At 37.3% G+C, this 14,991-nt stretch carries 13 protein-coding genes; 1 reads left to right on the plus strand and 12 read right to left on the minus strand.

All coding sequences use genetic code 11. The features are described from left to right. Positions 1-41 precede the first annotated feature (41 nt). The 12 genes from IGI64_RS09785 to IGI64_RS09840 all read right to left on the minus strand — a co-directional run bounded on the left by IGI64_RS09785 (position 42) and on the right by IGI64_RS09840 (position 13,668). Complete coding sequence (locus IGI64_RS09785) at positions 42-797, minus strand: class A sortase (RefSeq protein ID WP_429940338.1); 756 nt, start codon at positions 795-797, stop codon at positions 42-44. Beyond that, a complete protein-coding gene (locus IGI64_RS09790; protein ID WP_429940771.1) occupies positions 778-1,815 on the minus strand; it encodes a DUF916 and DUF3324 domain-containing protein in 1,038 nt (345 codons plus the stop codon). The genes IGI64_RS09785 and IGI64_RS09790 overlap by 20 nt, the downstream gene beginning before the upstream one ends. A gap of 254 nt (positions 1,816-2,069) precedes the next feature. Further along, on the minus strand, positions 2,070-2,813 hold the full coding sequence (locus IGI64_RS09795; protein WP_429940339.1) for a WxL domain-containing protein: 744 nt from the start codon (positions 2,811-2,813) through the stop codon (positions 2,070-2,072). Positions 2,814-2,830: 17 nt separating this feature from the next. Next, complete coding sequence (locus IGI64_RS09800) at positions 2,831-5,542, minus strand: pectate lyase-like adhesive domain-containing protein (protein WP_429940340.1); 2,712 nt, start codon at positions 5,540-5,542, stop codon at positions 2,831-2,833. A gap of 19 nt (positions 5,543-5,561) precedes the next feature. Next, the gene (locus IGI64_RS09805) at positions 5,562-6,335 is read right to left on the minus strand and encodes a WxL domain-containing protein (RefSeq protein WP_429940341.1); all 774 of its coding nucleotides are present in this window, start codon (positions 6,333-6,335) and stop codon (positions 5,562-5,564) included. Positions 6,336-6,361: 26 nt separating this feature from the next. Beyond that, positions 6,362-7,081 carry a WxL domain-containing protein gene (locus IGI64_RS09810; protein ID WP_429940342.1) on the minus strand — a complete coding sequence of 240 codons (720 nt, stop codon included), beginning with the start codon at positions 7,079-7,081 and terminating at the stop codon, positions 6,362-6,364. Further along, the gene (locus tag IGI64_RS09815) at positions 7,081-7,482 is read right to left on the minus strand and encodes an LPXTG cell wall anchor domain-containing protein (RefSeq protein ID WP_429940343.1); all 402 of its coding nucleotides are present in this window, start codon (positions 7,480-7,482) and stop codon (positions 7,081-7,083) included. Before IGI64_RS09815 ends, IGI64_RS09810 begins: the two co-directional genes overlap by 1 nt. A gap of 797 nt (positions 7,483-8,279) precedes the next feature. Further along, positions 8,280-9,569 carry a glycoside hydrolase family 125 protein gene (locus IGI64_RS09820; RefSeq protein ID WP_429940344.1) on the minus strand — a complete coding sequence of 430 codons (1,290 nt, stop codon included), beginning with the start codon at positions 9,567-9,569 and terminating at the stop codon, positions 8,280-8,282. 33 nt (positions 9,570-9,602) lie between these two features. Further along, on the minus strand, positions 9,603-10,631 hold the full coding sequence (locus IGI64_RS09825; RefSeq protein ID WP_429940346.1) for a glycoside hydrolase family 76 protein: 1,029 nt from the start codon (positions 10,629-10,631) through the stop codon (positions 9,603-9,605). Then, the gene (locus IGI64_RS09830; RefSeq protein WP_429940347.1) at positions 10,628-11,878 is read right to left on the minus strand and encodes an ABC transporter substrate-binding protein; all 1,251 of its coding nucleotides are present in this window, start codon (positions 11,876-11,878) and stop codon (positions 10,628-10,630) included. The genes IGI64_RS09825 and IGI64_RS09830 overlap by 4 nt, the downstream gene beginning before the upstream one ends. Before the next feature lie 15 nt (positions 11,879-11,893). Next, on the minus strand, positions 11,894-12,760 hold the full coding sequence (locus IGI64_RS09835; protein ID WP_016623226.1) for a carbohydrate ABC transporter permease: 867 nt from the start codon (positions 12,758-12,760) through the stop codon (positions 11,894-11,896). Positions 12,761-12,771: 11 nt separating this feature from the next. Beyond that, positions 12,772-13,668 (minus strand): carbohydrate ABC transporter permease, encoded by an 897-nt coding sequence (locus IGI64_RS09840; protein ID WP_429940348.1) that lies wholly within the window; start codon positions 13,666-13,668, stop codon positions 12,772-12,774. 180 nt (positions 13,669-13,848) lie between these two features. Here IGI64_RS09840 and IGI64_RS09845 point away from each other — a divergent pair, with 180 nt between their 5' ends. Further along, positions 13,849-14,946, plus strand: a complete 1,098-nt coding sequence (locus tag IGI64_RS09845; RefSeq protein ID WP_016623224.1) for a GntR family transcriptional regulator — start codon at positions 13,849-13,851, stop codon at positions 14,944-14,946. Positions 14,947-14,991: the final 45 nt, after the last annotated feature.

Raw genomic sequence — 14,991 nt, forward strand, 5'->3', positions numbered from 1 at the left:
ACTCCACAATAATATATTCCTGTGCTTATTCATAACGTCTCCTACACAAATCGCCAAATGCAATAACTTGAAACCAATAACACGATCAAGATGGCTGCTATTGGTACTGCGCTGTACTTAACGATATTTTTTCTAATGATTCTTTGTTCTTGTTCTTTTGATTCTTTTAAAAATTCGCTGTCTTTGTCTTCTTTTTTTCCATCAGGTTCGGCCGTAACAACGATTCTCTTATCCGTGATGTCGGGCTGGTCACAGGTGATTAAAGTAAGTCTTGGAGAAAATGTATTGTCCAGAACTGCTACTTCTTTTTCTTTGACGATTCTTCGTGAAGTTATTTTGTACGAATAAATTTTTCCTAAAAAAACAACTTTTATCGGCATTTTTGCTTCCACGTTTACTAAGTTACCAAAAAGCAAACTTTTTATACCTAAGTGATGTCCTATAATCACTACATTATCTGTTTCAAATTTCCGATCCGGATACATCATTCCAGCGCCGAATAATAATTCTTGATTATCTAATCCCATAAATAACGGCGTAGAAATATCAGCTGCCGAAATAGTCAAATGACCAGCTGCTCCTCCTACAATCTCAGGAGAAACAGCAAGATAGTCTTCCATGGTCGGATAGATGACTGATTCATTAGGAATTTTGTCAGATATTTTTTGTTTTTGGCTGATTGTTGTATTTTTGATTTTTATCAATGTTACAGTATTTTTGATGATAGGGAAGCAAAGAAAAATCGTCCCTGTGATCAACAAAAAGATAATCAAAATCTTAAACTTTTTCTTCCTCATTTTTCTTTTTTCTCCAAACTAGCCAGATGATCAAGAGAACAACTAAAAGCAGCAGCAATGATCCAGCTAAAATATAGAGCCACGTGTTATCTTTCTTCAATGAAACATCTTTTTCATTTAATTCTTTAGCAGTTTCGCCATCAATCGTAAAGTCTTGTTCAAATTTCCATTGATTTTTAAATCGAAGGGCTTCAGTTCCCTTTTCTTTAACAAATTCACCCTCGTCCTCTTTGTTTCCGTAAACAGTCATGGATAGATGATAATCCCCTGGCTCCAATGCAGCTCCTTTTAATGAGATTGGGAAGGAAAAATTGGAGTTAGGTGCGATTTGCAATCCTTCTTTATCTTCTTTGTATAAAACTTCTGAATCGCCTTTTTTGGTGATTTTAGCTTGGACAGCAACTTGATTGATATACGTTTTTTTATCATTTTGGATAGTTGAGAGAATCACATTTCTTGCATTGATTTGTCCAGGTTCGACTTTCTTCAATTTCAAATCTGGGGCTACTTCATTTTCATTTTGACGCATCAAAAGAGCGACGACATAAGAATATTCGTTTTTAATGGATAGACCTTGTTCTTTTTCATCGTTTTTTTCTTGTTCTTTTTTGATTTCTTTAAAAGTGATACCACCAGCTAATACACCGTCAAATTTTTCTTTAGGCATTTTTGCTTTAAATTCTATGATGCGTTCACTGTTCGGCTGCAAAGTTAAAGCCTCTGGATATTCGACGTAATCTTTTAAATCAAATTCTAGACTTTCATCTTTTTCAATTTCATTCTCTCCGTATTCTACGATAACATTCGAATTTGTAGTCGCACTATTAACTGAGACATCGATTTCCACTTTTTTATCCGTATCGTTTCTTAATAAGACCTCTAACTTTTCTTCTTGTCCTGGATCAAGTTTCAAATCAAAATAAGTCTTTTCAAGGTCAAGCTGTGTACTTGGAATAATCGGTGTCACTGCAAAGTTAAATTCACTAGCCTGAGCAAAAGGAACATTTATCATACACATCCCTAAAACTAGAACAACCAAACCAACGATTTTTTTTATCAATTTCAACTATATCTCTCCTTAATATTATGAATAGTATGTATAAGAAACGGTGATGTAAGCGGAAATCACCGTTTCTTTTTTTACTATGAGTTACTGTTTTTTTATGAATAAGTTACAAAACTAGAAAGTATGAAGTGTTTTTAAAGTTTCACCATGCTGAATCGTGCAAGCAAGTAGATTGAACATGGATTTCATTCAAAATAAAATGTGGATTATTCGTTTCCTGGAACATCTGTTAATGTCCAGTTTAATTGAGTAGAATATTTTTCTGCATATTTTGTTGTAGAACCTGGTACATTCAATTCGATGCTTTCTGCTGCATTATCAGCATCACCCCAAGTGAATAGGTATGTTCCAGCACCATTTCCTGCAGCAGCAGCCATTACATCTGATTGTACACCTGATGGGTCAAGAGCAAATGTCGCTGGTCCTGTTGGCTCACCAGAATCAGAAGCTGTTACGACACTACCGTTTTTGAATGTAATAACTGAACCTGTTAATTCTTTTCCAGAAGTTGAAGTAAATTGTCCTTTTTGATTTACTTTCAATGTCCAGCCTGCTTCTGTCCCGCGATTATCTGTAACTTGGACATAGTTTGGTCCTTCTTTTACTTCTGTATCAGGATTTCCTTGTGCATCAAGAGCTTGATATTTTTGCGGCGCTGCGTAGTACGTTTCGTTTTTCGATGTGATTTTTTGTACGCCAAAATCTAAACTTGAAGCGTAGTCGATCGACAATGGTCCATTTGTTCCCGGATTTGGGCCATCTGGATCTGTAGGATCAATTGGTTTTACAGGATTTGTCGGATCTGTCGGGTCGCTTGGATCTGTTGGGTCTTCACTTGGTTTGAATTCCACGATTCCGTTTGATGTGTATTCTGCTGCAAAGCTTTGTGCTGGCGCAGCAAGTGCCGCTAATGCTAACGTTGATAAAAATAATACTGATGCTTTTTTCATATACATTCTCCATTCTTTTATTCATTCCCTGGAACATCTTCCAATGTCCAGGATAAAGTTCCGTCATATTTCCCAATACGTTGTTTTTCTACTGGTACTCTTAGACTAAGACCTTTTTCACTATTCCATTCGTTTGACAAATTGATGCTGCCATCTTCTGTCAGTTTTCTTTCCTCTACGACTACGTAGTCTTTTCCGATGTTCAATGCTTCTTTACTATTGGTGTAGTAAAGAAGTCCGGAAAGATCGTTTTTATCAGAAACAAGTGGTCTGCTTTCTTTTACAGAAAGTCGCCATGTTTGTTTTTCGTCTCCTCTTGTATCAGAAATAACTAGGTTTCCTGTTACATCTGGTCGGTATTCTTTTGGAACATTGCTGACTTTCTGTGTGCCGAAATCGATTTTTTCTGGTACAGAAGTAAGTTCCAAGGTGCCGATAATGCGTATCTTCACAGCACTTTTAAACACGGCATCTCTGTAAGAATAATCTTCTTCTGGCTGGATGTTTCCTACGTTGTTATTTGTTTTTGGCGGATCAGGAATCTGTGTGACTTTTCCACTCGTATCTTGCAAAAACAGCTGCAGAATATCGTCTTTTTTCAGCACCAGATTTTCTATTGAGAGCGTCCAATTTCCGTTACTATCTATGCGAGTAGTAATACCATTTTGCTTGATGCCATTCAATGCAAGCGTAACGATTGCGTCAGGTTCTCCTTTCCCCGATAACTTTTTGATCGTGGGAGGTTGAGTATTCCCGCCATCGACAACTGCAGGGTCTGGAGGTGTCACATCAATTACTTTATATTTTGCTGCTTCTTCAGAAGACCACGGTCCTCGTTGTGCAACAGCAGCCATCTCTTTCCCAGCAATATTGAATTTATCTGATTTATAGTAAGCATAGCCGTCGACATCAGTTGGAAGATTATTTTTGACTTCACCATGTGTATCTGTGACAGTTACTACTGCTTGATCTTTTGAAGCATAAACTGGGATATAGTTGATTTTTCCTTCTGTATCTAAACCATTGTTATCTGGTACATAGCCGATAACTACACGCACTTTTGCTGATTTATCTGCATCAGTTACTGGTGTCCATTCCACTACAGGATTCTGGTTCATCCCTGAAATCCTTCGATAGTTTCTTTGAGAAAATTGCCGCAAACCCGCAGCAGAAGTCTTCACTATTTCAGAAGAACCATTTCCGCTTACTGCAAAAAAACTAACTTTCGAATAAGCTTCGTCAGATGGTCCTAAAGGTTTTGTGGATAACTTCCACAAGTCGATATCGGCATCAAGAATTTGGAAATTATTCGAGGAATTGCTTCCTGAAGCAACTTGGACTGCGGTGTATCCATCTCTTAGATTACGGATATCGTATTGCGCTGGACTATTCAACACTAATTTGTTGTTTTGTCTGCTCCAATCCCCTGTTCCTAAACCGTTAGCAGAAAGATTGATCAATGGCTGATTGCTTCTTCCAATGGTATAAAAGTAAGCTTTAGGATCCACAATCAAATACGTGTTATCATTACTATAAGAAACAACAGAACCTGAATTTTGTTTACTTGTAAGATTCACGACCGCTCCTGACTTGATCCTCATTCCAGAACCATTCATATCAAAACGTACCGCGTTCCCGGGCATGTTGACATTGAATGTACTGTTTTCACCTACCGTCAATGCTTGATAATAAGAATAAACAGCTGGATAAGTTGTTCCCGAGGTTTGGCTTTGTGTCAAATCTACTCTGCAATCTTTTCCAATAGTAAATTCTTTACTTGCTCCTGTCGAAGTACTTGATGCTTCAACGTTATACCAGAAAATAGAGAAGTTATAGAAGTTGACGTTCCCTTTATATTGCGTACCGTCTTCCATTTTCAAACTGCCCAAGTAGAAATTTTCTGCTCGAGTATCTAAGTCCATATTTCCATAAAGGGTCACTTCTGAGTGAGAGGCTCTTGCCAATCGTTGTACACCAGGTTCGGTTTTGATATTTCCAAAACGATATCGCCATTTGCCGCCATTTGTATAATTCAAACGTGTTCCTACTATATCTTCGCTTTCGGCACCGATATAACGCTGATTTAAAACAATATCATGCATATGAAAATTCCCTGTTCCGCTGGGTGATCCTAACTGGATGGAAGAATTTTTAAAATCCACTCGATTTCCTTGACCATCTATCTCTAAATCATTTTTTCGGCTGTAGCTGCTGAAAGAAAAATCTGAACTGCTTGGATTGTCAAAACTTTTCATTAGAACGATTTTTGTAATTGTTTCATCACGAACAGCTTGCTTAAATTCATCCCAGCTTTTTACTTCAGCAACACCAGCTGGAGCCATTGCTGTCTCACTAGTACCGTCAGTTTCACTGGACTCTTCTTCAACTGTCGTTTCTTCAGTTGATTGAGTGCTTTCGCTTTCTTTTTCTGAAGTACTTGTTTCTTCACTCTCATTATTCTTCAGTTCGTCACTGGCTGATCCAGAAGCGGCTGTCTCCTCGCTAGCTGCCGTGGTTTCACGATCGACAGACTCTTCTGAAATCGATTCGCTGTTTCTCATTTCAGAATGAGGCAAATCGTATTGGGGAAGACTTTCGTTTGTCAGCGCAGAAGAAGTAGTCTCTTCCGCATTAACGGGTGTAACGAAATTTGAAGTATTGATAACAGGAGAGATATTTGTTATTAATAACCAGCTTGCTGCGGTGGTTAATATATTTTTTTTCAACATATCTCTTCACTCCTATTTTTTAGTTTCCTGGAACATCAGTTAACGCCCAAACCAGTTTTGTCTGATATTTCACAGCATCTTTTGGTGTTGACCCTGGTACAGATAACTGAACATCTTTTGTTACATTGACATTTTGTACTTCTCCATTTTCATCACGCTCTTCAACGGATTCAACTTCTCCCCAGTAAGTAGCCCATGTGCCGGCTCCTGCGCCTTGTGCAGCGGTTGTAACTACAGAGCCTGTACCTGGTACTAACTCGATTGCATCGTTTGCTATTGGCTCAGCTACATTTTGTGCGTTGCTGTTTACTGTAGGATTAGATAGTTTGATTTGCGCACCAGTCAAGACGTTATTTAGTGTTTCAGTTGTTGCTTTTAATTGTTCTTCTTGCTTAACTGTTAGTGTCCAGCCGCCGTTTGTTCCGCGGTTGTCAGAAATTTGGACAAAGTTTGGTGAGTCTGCATGACCTTCTTGGTATTTTTGTGCTCTAGCAAAGTAAACTTGATCTTTATTAGAGATACGATTTTTACCGAAGTCTAAGCTTGATGCATAGTCAATAGATAATGGTCCTTGTGTTCCTGGGTTGGGGCCATCTGGATCTGTTGGATCAATTGGTTTTACTGGTTTCGATGGATCTGGATTTGTTGGATCAACTGGATCTGTTGGATCTAAATTAGGAATAAATTCCACTGCTCCGTTTGATTCATACTCTGCTGCACTAACTGGAGTTGCAATAGCTGCCAATCCAAATGAGCTTAAAGCTAAAAGACCGATTAATTGTTTTTTATACATTTTCATTTCTCTCCCTTTTTATTCTATTAATTGTTATTTGGTGTATTTTCTAATGACCAAACTAATTTTGTCGTGTACTGCTGAGCTAACTTCACTGATTTTCCTGGAACAAATAGTTGGACTGCCTCTTTATTTGCTTCCACATTTGGCCCAAATCGATAAACCCATGTTCCGATTCCTTTACCTTGCTCAGCGTTGATTGCCAGCACATTGCTTTCACCTGGTGTCAATGTCATCTCTGAAGAAACAGTACCAGGCTCATACTGGGCATCAACTAACGAAGCCATCTCACCTTTTGTAAATGACAACTGGGCACCAGCTAATTCTTCTCCTCCGGCTGTTTTAAACTGTTCTGGTTGAGAAAGACTTAACTTCCAGCCAGCTAATGTTCCCCGTGTATCCGTGATTTGGACATAAGTTGGTTTCTTACTTCCATTTTTCATCTCATCAGGAGCAGCGTAGTAAGTCTTATCTGCCGTTGAGATTTTCTGAGTGCCAAATTTGAACCTTGAGCCATAATCGATTGACAACGCGCCGCCAGTTCCTGGTCCTGGAGGGTCGACTGGATCAACTGGTTTTGAGGGATCAGGGTTTTCCGGATCAACTGGTGGTGTTATTTCATCGTCGCCAGCTTCAAAAGTAATCGTTGCATCTGTGTTATACTCTTTTGCATCGACTGGTACAGCTGAATGAACAGCTATTCCTAACAAGATAGCAGCGGAAGTCAATATGATTGTTTTTTTCATTATTTCATCTCCTTTTTTCTTTCCTTATAAATCAGTCCAAACATTCCTAGCAGTAATCCAATCCCAATGATGGAATATAGTGGATCAATAAAATCTCCTGTTCTAGGCAGAATAGTTTTGCCAGCTGTAACATAGTCTTCAGATTCTCTAGGATGTCGGTTATAGGATTTTTTTGAAAATCTATTATGCGAACCACCAGAAATCTGGTCATCAAATTTTCTGGAAGATGGTCCAACGTTATCTTTCGTTTCTTTTTTTTCATCATCTGGATAAATATAATTTCCATAGAAACTCGTTTGTCCATTCGATTCATACTTCTTTTCTTCTGCGTACGCATCAGAATTTATACATACGAAAACCGTAAATGAAAAAAGCAACATCCCCATTAAAAACTTTTTCATAATCCTCCTCCATTCCCATGAAATTCTCGGATTGTCCTGGCTGCCAATCTAATGTCATTATAAAAAAATTTCATAACCGAGTTTATTTTATTTTTTTGTGGAATATAAAAATAAAAATAAAAACTGTTATAAACCAGCGTAAAATCAAAATAAAATTTTTATTTTTCAAAAAAAACGAATCGAAGGCAATAAAAAAATCGTTGTTTTTTAACGACGTGAACGATTATAGCATCTCTCTCTTTTTTTTAATAATCCGGCGCAGAGACTTTTAGGTTTCTCATGAAATGACTAGTTCTTTATTTAAATAAATCAGTCTTAATTAAATTTTGAATGATTTTTGTTCAAAAAAATTCAGTTTTTGAAAATAGGAACGATATTTTCCGCTCGTTCAAGAAGCTGTTTTTTCGTTTTTTATATATAGGAAGAAACTAGTTTTTTTCTTCTTCTTTTCTTTTGTAAAAAAAGAGACATACAAACGTCAAAGAAAATTAATAACAATTGTTATTCCCACTCTAAAGGATCTCGTTTGCGTTTTCAGAAAATAGACTGAAAATTCAGGAAATAAAATGGGGAAATGGTTTATTTTTTTTATTTTAATAATAAAAAAAATCGGTAAAAACATTGAAATAACAATGTTTTTACCGATCTTCTTGTTTATACAAGTATAGATTCCCTCAGCTATTGTTTAAGTTTTTATTAAGAAACGTGTATAACGGTGTTTCAACCAATAAATTTATGGCAATTTGCAGTATTTATTTTTGAAAAAGGAGAAAGATTTTAGCCGCATCGAGCTTTGCTTATTTTTCTATTTGGATATCAAAATAATCCATGACCAGCTCACAAAACATCATGTTCGCCCAGGAAAACCATTCACGTGTGTATTCATTTGGATCGTCTACATTGACACCTTCATGCATCAAATTCGTTCCAGCGTCAATGGCTGTCAGCTGATTTAAGATTCGTTCTTTTTCCTTTTTATCATTAGAAGTCAATCCTTCCACCGCCATGGCGATTGGCCAAACAAAATTTTCTGGTGTATGCGAAGAACCGATACCGCTTGCATATTTCCCACTATAGTAATACGGATTTTCTTTACTTAAAAGAGTCTTTCTTGTCTGTAGATATTGTTCATCGTCGCTTTCTATATAACCTAAATAAGGAGCTGAAATCAAATTAGGTATGTTGCTGTCATCCATAATCGATGCACTTCCAAGACCATCTACTTCATAGGCATAAACCTTTTCCCCTTGACTGTTTTTAGTAAATGCATGATTTTGGATTCCTTTTTGTATTTCTTCTTTCAGTTGTACTGCTTTCTGCTTCAATTCATCATTTTTTAGAATAGACGTGAATATCGTCTCCAGATAACCTAATACAACGACCGCAAACATATTGGAAGGAATAAGATAACCATATTTGCATGCATCATCACTTGGTCTGAATCCTGACCAAGTCATACCAGTTTCTGCTACTTTTGCTCCCATTCCATCATTTATTAATGTGTCTTCTTTTCTGTCCGTTTCACGCACAAATCGATACGTTGAATGTTCGTGATTTTGCTCGATGGTAAAAACTTCTAAGATTTTTTTCACGCCTGCTTCAAATTCTGCATTGAACTGTTCTGTTCTGCCAGTATTTTTATATAAAAGATACGCAAGCTGGATTGGATAGCACAAAGAATCGATCTCGTATTTTCGTTCCCAGATCCAGCCGTTCATTTCTGTATGATCGTCTTGATGTCCTGCGTGGTTTTCTGTTTCATTGAACGCATTGGCATAAGGATCGATATTGATATAATAAAATTGTTTTTTTACGAGCCCAGCAATCATATCAGCTAAATCCTCATCTTGTTTAGCTAAATAAAGATAAGGTCTTACTTGTGCGGTAGAATCTCTCAACCACATCGCAGGAATATCTCCTGTCAGTAAAAATGTCGTCCCGTCTTCATGTCGTTTCACTGTCGTCAATAAAGTATTGGCAAAAGCAGCATTGAAATTATCTGCCCATTTTTTATGTTCTTCTCCGCATTTTTCCGTGATTTCCTGCATAAATGTTTCAACAGAATGCGGTATTTTGCTATATGTCATCATTTTTCTCCTTTAGCAACTGTCATTTGATGATTATAAAGATACTGCACTTTCTAATGCCATCACACCGGATAAATGATCTGACAAATAGACACTATTTGGCGTCTCTGTCACTAACCAGTCTCGGTAAGCTAACAAATGCTCATCTTTTAAGGCATTTTCAATCAATATAGTACAGCTCGCTTCTACAAAATCTTTGATAAACCCAGCGTGTGTTTCTTGATAAAGCAGTCTCAGATAACGATATTCGATCCCTTTGAACAAACCGATATCGCCGCCGTCTCCTTCATCGTTGAATACACCTTGTTCCGTCATTGTTTCAATAGACGTTTTCGCACACTGCAGCGCTTCTTCTAAGTATGTCTGTTCTTTCGTTACTTGATAAAATTCAAGCAGTGCGCCAATATATACACCTTGGTTATACGTAAAACGCCATTGTTCGTCTAGCTTTCCATCACCATTTCGATTGATACCATCTTCGACAAATTGAGAGTCAGGGTGGACAAGTTTTTCTTTCATCCACGCAAGAGTCCGCTTGCTTGTTTCTAGATAAATAGAATCTTTTTCAATTTGATAAAGCCGTAATGCTAAAATAATGATTGGTGCATTGACAGGGGTATTTTTATAGTCCAGTTGTGTTCGTTTCCAAGCAAAGCCCCCGTCCATATAATCATTCCAAGCGGTATCAAAAATATCCAAACAAACTTCTTTTGCATCTTCAAAATATTCTTGTTTTTTCGTCAACTCGAATAATCGTAAAGCGGCCAAAGCGTTCCACAACATATCATCGTAGTATTCATGCAGAAGCGTGTCGTGATTTCTGTTTTTATTATAACGGTAAGTTTCTTCTGCCATCTTCAAATATTCTTCATCATTCGTACGCAGATAAGCATCGATTCTTACATCTACTAAATGAGCCAGCCACCAATAGTTGAATACTTCATTTTCTTTTTCGTTCTTCAATGGATAGACGTTGTTCATAAATTGTTTTTTATCTGGTGAAGCATAAAAATAATCAATACTTTTTTGTGCAATATCTGCTGCTGTCTTAAAATTTGTCATTCACTTGAACCTTCTTTCAAAATTTTATCTCCCTGTGCTTGCGCATTGCTTAATGCTTCTTCTGCAGATGTTCTGCCAGAAATGAAATTCTCTAATTGCGGATTGACTGCTAATTTTTCTAAATCAGAGTATCCAGGAACTGTTGGACGAATATTTGCAAAGTCCATAGTTTCGACAAAGGCTTTATATTTTTCGTTATCCATGAAATAACTATCTTGGGCTGCTTCTTTGTTTGCTGGAAGCCAATTAGAGATTTTGGCAAATTCGATGCCAACTTCTGGATTGGTAGTCCACCATTTGATAAAGTCCCAAGCAGCATCTTTGTTTTTAGCAGTTTTAGGAATAACCAGTCCAAAACCGCCAGTCAATGCACCTTTGTCTCCATTCGGTCCTGAAACAGGCGGAACCACACCATAATCTAAACCTTCAACTTTGTCATAGTCTGCTAGCGCCCATGGACCGTTATATGCCAAAGCTACTTTGCCAGCTGCGAACGCATCTGATCCATCGCTAAAACCTTGCTGATAAACTTTTGCATCAAGCAGCTGATTCCAAAAATCTAAAACTTCTGCACCCGCTTTTGAATTAAAAGCAGTCTTGGTATTATCTTCTGTCAGCATTGTTCCCCCAGCTTGCTGCAGCCACATATTGAATAAGCCGACATCATCCAAAGAAAATCCAGCTTGGACTAATTGATTCCCATCCCATTTGGTTGTTTTTTTCGCTACATCTAAAAGCTCTGCCCAAGTGGTTGGCGGTTGTACACCTGCTTCATCCAGTAATTTTTTATTGTAAAAAATCGATCTGTTATCCACAAGCAGCGGCATACCGAATTGTTTGCCGTCATATTGCATCTCTTTGACTGTTTCTTCATAAAAAGTTGACAGATCAACATTGTCTTTTTTTATCAAGTCATCTAAATCCAACAACGCATTCTTTTCAGCATACATTGACGTGTTTACTCGATCCCACAATACGACATCAGGAATTTCGCCCCCAGCCATTCCTGTCAAAAGCTTTTCTTCTACATTATTTTGGACTCTGTAAGTGACCGTATAAGAATCTTGGCTCTCATTGTATTTATCAATCAGCTCATTTAACTGATCCACTTGTGCGCCGCTCCATGAACCCCAGAATGTGATTTTTTCTCTGCCGTCGTCTGCTGCACTGCTCTTTTCACTACTCCCGCAAGCACCTAAGATCCCAATCAAACCAATCGTCAGCAACCCTGTTATAAATTTTTTCATGTTCTGCTCTCCTTTTTATTTTATTCCTGATTCTGCGATGCCTTGAACATAATTTCTTTGCGCAAATATAAATAATACTAAGACCGGTAATGTTGCTAAAATCGTTCCTGCCATCAACGGTCCATAGTTGGTACTAAAGTTATATTGGAAAGAAGCTAATCCGACTTGTACAGTTTTCATTTCTTCGGCATTCAAAACGATCAATGGCCACATAAAGGCGTTCCATCCTGCTTGGAATGTCATTATTCCTAAAGTTGTCAAAGCTGGTTTGGCTAACGGAAAGTACACCGTCCAAAAAATCTTGAATTCGCCTGCACCATCGATTCGTGCGCTTTCTCCCAATTCTCTTGGCAGTTGTTCAAAAAATTGCTTCATGAAAAAAATCGAAAAAGCACCAGCGGCTCCTGGAAGCAAAATCGCCCAATACGTATTGATCAAACCGAGGCCGCCAGAGCCTGTAAAATCATTGCCCCCTGCTAACGGAAAACCTCTCAACACGATAAAAGTCGGAATCATCGTGACAATACTAGGAATCATCATCGAGGCAAGAAAAATCAAGAAAATCACTTTTTTTCCTTTAAATCGAAGCTGTCCAAATGAATAGCCGGCTAAAGAACCAAAAAACAGATTTGTTGCTACACCTCCTAGAGCTAAAATCAATGAGTTTTTTAGATAATTCAAAAATGGCATTGTTGCAAAGACTTCTTTATAATGATCCCAAGTAAAATGCTGAGGAATAAAACTCATGGAACCGCTTAAAATCTCACTGTCAGATTTAAATGATGTGGCTATCGTCCATAAAAATGGCAGAACAGTCGTTAAGCTGATCAGTATGACTAACAAATACCAAATCGTTGTTTTCATATACTTTTTCTTGACCATTTTTTCTCCTCCTAATTGGTTTCTTTATTCGTAAACTTCATATTCACCAAAGAAAAAACAAAGATCAATAAGAATAGTAGGAAAGAAAGTGCGGAAGCATAGCCCATTTCCAGACCGCCAAACCCTTTATTATAAATATAGTAAACGAGTGTGATCGTTGAATTTCCTGGACCGCCCTGCGTCAGCATATATGCTTGATCGAATACTTGGAACGCACTAATGATCAATTGTGTCGTCACAAGAAAAGTCGTTTTCGAAAGCTGCGGCCAAGTAATACTGATAAATTTCTGCCAACTGTTAGCACCTTCGATATCAGCAGCTTCATATAATGCAGGATTTATTCCCTGTAAACCAGCGAGGAAAATCATCATATTCCCGCCAAAACTCATCCAGACACTCATGATAACAATCGCTGTCATTGCCCAATTTGAACTATACAACCACGCTGGTCCATTGATTCCTACGATTCGCAACAGTTGATTGATCAGACCATATTGCGGATTCAGCAGCCAATACCAAATCGTCGCCGTAGCTACGGATGAACACAATACCGGCAGATAAAAGAAGGTCCGAAATAATCCAACACTTTTGAATTTTTTGTTTAACAGAATCGCTGTACCTAAAGCAACAATCAAGCCTAGCGGAACATACAGCAACGTATAAACAACTGTGTTCTTCAAAGAAATAAGAAAAAATTCATCTCTGAAAATCCTTTCGAAATTCTGAAGTCCTACCCAATGAGGTGTTTCAATAATGTTATAGTTCGTAAAGCTGTAATACAAAGCCATCAAAATGGGGATTATTGCAAAAACGATCAATAAGATGACTGGTAACAAAATAAACAAATAAGCAATATTTTGCTGTTCATTGATTCCTCGTTTCTTCTTTCCTCTTTTGGTGTATTCCAACACGTTCCTCCCCCTTTTATATATTAAATAAATTAAAATATATTAAATATCTTACAAACAGAATTATATATAATGATTAACTATTTGTCAACGCTTTCAAAGAGGTATTTCAAAAGATATTACTTGAAATTTATATATATTATATTTAATATATAAATATAACCTATTGGAGGTAAAACAATGAGTGAACCGTTATATAAAATGATTTATATGGATTTAAAGCAAAAAATCGAGTCTAGTACTTACGAAATAAATGATACATTGCCCACTGAAAAAGAACTTTCTGCTATCTATAACGTCAGTACGATCACTGTCAAAAAATCACTAGATTTATTAAAAGAAGAAGGCTACATCATCAGAAAACCTAGAAAAGGATCTGTGGTCGTCAATAACCGTAAAACAGAAGCAGTAATCGACAGCATGACCATTGGATTAGTCATTACAAACTTTACTGATTTTTTTGGGGCGCAAATCTTACGGACTATCTTGGATAATAACGCAAAAAAGATAAACGTGATTGTCAAAATCAGTTATGGCAATGTGCAAAAAGAGAATGAATTGATCCAGGAATTGATTGACAAAGGAATCCAAGGCCTAATCCTTTTGCCTACCTCTTCTGAATATACGTCTCCGAAAATCTTAGAGCTGATTTCACAAGATTTTCCGATCGTAGTGATTGATCGTTTGATGGATAATTTACCAATTTGCAGTGTGCAAACAGATAGTTTTTCTGCAGCAAAAGAATTGACGAACTATCTTTTCGCTAAAAATCATCAGAAAATCGGGCTGATTACTTCTGATAGTAGTGTGTCGACTATCGACGAACGCGTAGACGGCTTCTTGTCTGCGCATATTGATGCCAATCAAGCAGTCAGCCAGAAACAGATTTTATCAACGATTGATTCTGTTGTTCCAGGTTCGGAAAGAAAGATTACTGAAGATATTGAACTTATCAAAACGTTCCTTGAAGAGAACCCAGACATTACAGCATTATTCACTACTGAATACAATATTGCTTTGTTGACAAAAAGTGCCATTGAGCAACAAGGAAAATCTGTTCCGAACGATTATTCCATCGTGTGTTTCGACCATCCAACAATCAATATCTTTGATTTGAATGCCTTTGTTTTTACCCATATTGAACAAAACCAAACAGCCATCGGCGAACATGCAGTCAATCTGCTCTTTGAAAAAATCAGTAATCCTCGCTTGATTGAAAAAATCAATCTCGGTTACCAGTTGATTGAAGGCGATTCTGTAACATTGACAAGTAATTAATAAGTCAAAAAAACGATAAAATGCAACAGCCATTTTATCGTTTTT

The organism is Enterococcus sp. DIV0210g, from assembly GCF_050559705.1.
Classification (GTDB): domain Bacteria; phylum Bacillota; class Bacilli; order Lactobacillales; family Enterococcaceae; genus Enterococcus_B; species Enterococcus_B faecalis_A.

Bases quoted from the DNA above. Each gene is read 5' to 3' on its own strand.
- IGI64_RS09785 (WP_429940338.1), bottom strand. From the start codon at position 797: ATGAGGAAGAAAAAGTTTAAGATTTTGATTATCTTTTTGTTGATCACA.
- IGI64_RS09790 (WP_429940771.1), bottom strand. From the start codon at position 1,815: ATGTGTATGATAAATGTTCCTTTTGCTCAGGCTAGTGAATTTAACTTT.
- IGI64_RS09795 (WP_429940339.1), bottom strand. From the start codon at position 2,813: ATGAAAAAAGCATCAGTATTATTTTTATCAACGTTAGCATTAGCGGCA.
- IGI64_RS09800 (WP_429940340.1), bottom strand. From the start codon at position 5,542: ATGTTGAAAAAAAATATATTAACCACCGCAGCAAGCTGGTTATTAATA.
- IGI64_RS09805 (WP_429940341.1), bottom strand. From the start codon at position 6,335: ATGTATAAAAAACAATTAATCGGTCTTTTAGCTTTAAGCTCATTTGGA.
- IGI64_RS09810 (WP_429940342.1), bottom strand. From the start codon at position 7,081: ATGAAAAAAACAATCATATTGACTTCCGCTGCTATCTTGTTAGGAATA.
- IGI64_RS09815 (WP_429940343.1), bottom strand. From the start codon at position 7,482: ATGAAAAAGTTTTTAATGGGGATGTTGCTTTTTTCATTTACGGTTTTC.
- IGI64_RS09820 (WP_429940344.1), bottom strand. From the start codon at position 9,569: ATGACATATAGCAAAATACCGCATTCTGTTGAAACATTTATGCAGGAA.
- IGI64_RS09825 (WP_429940346.1), bottom strand. From the start codon at position 10,631: ATGACAAATTTTAAGACAGCAGCAGATATTGCACAAAAAAGTATTGAT.
- IGI64_RS09830 (WP_429940347.1), bottom strand. From the start codon at position 11,878: ATGAAAAAATTTATAACAGGGTTGCTGACGATTGGTTTGATTGGGATC.
- IGI64_RS09835 (WP_016623226.1), bottom strand. From the start codon at position 12,760: ATGGTCAAGAAAAAGTATATGAAAACAACGATTTGGTATTTGTTAGTC.
- IGI64_RS09845 (WP_016623224.1), top strand. From the start codon at position 13,849: ATGAGTGAACCGTTATATAAAATGATTTATATGGATTTAAAGCAAAAA.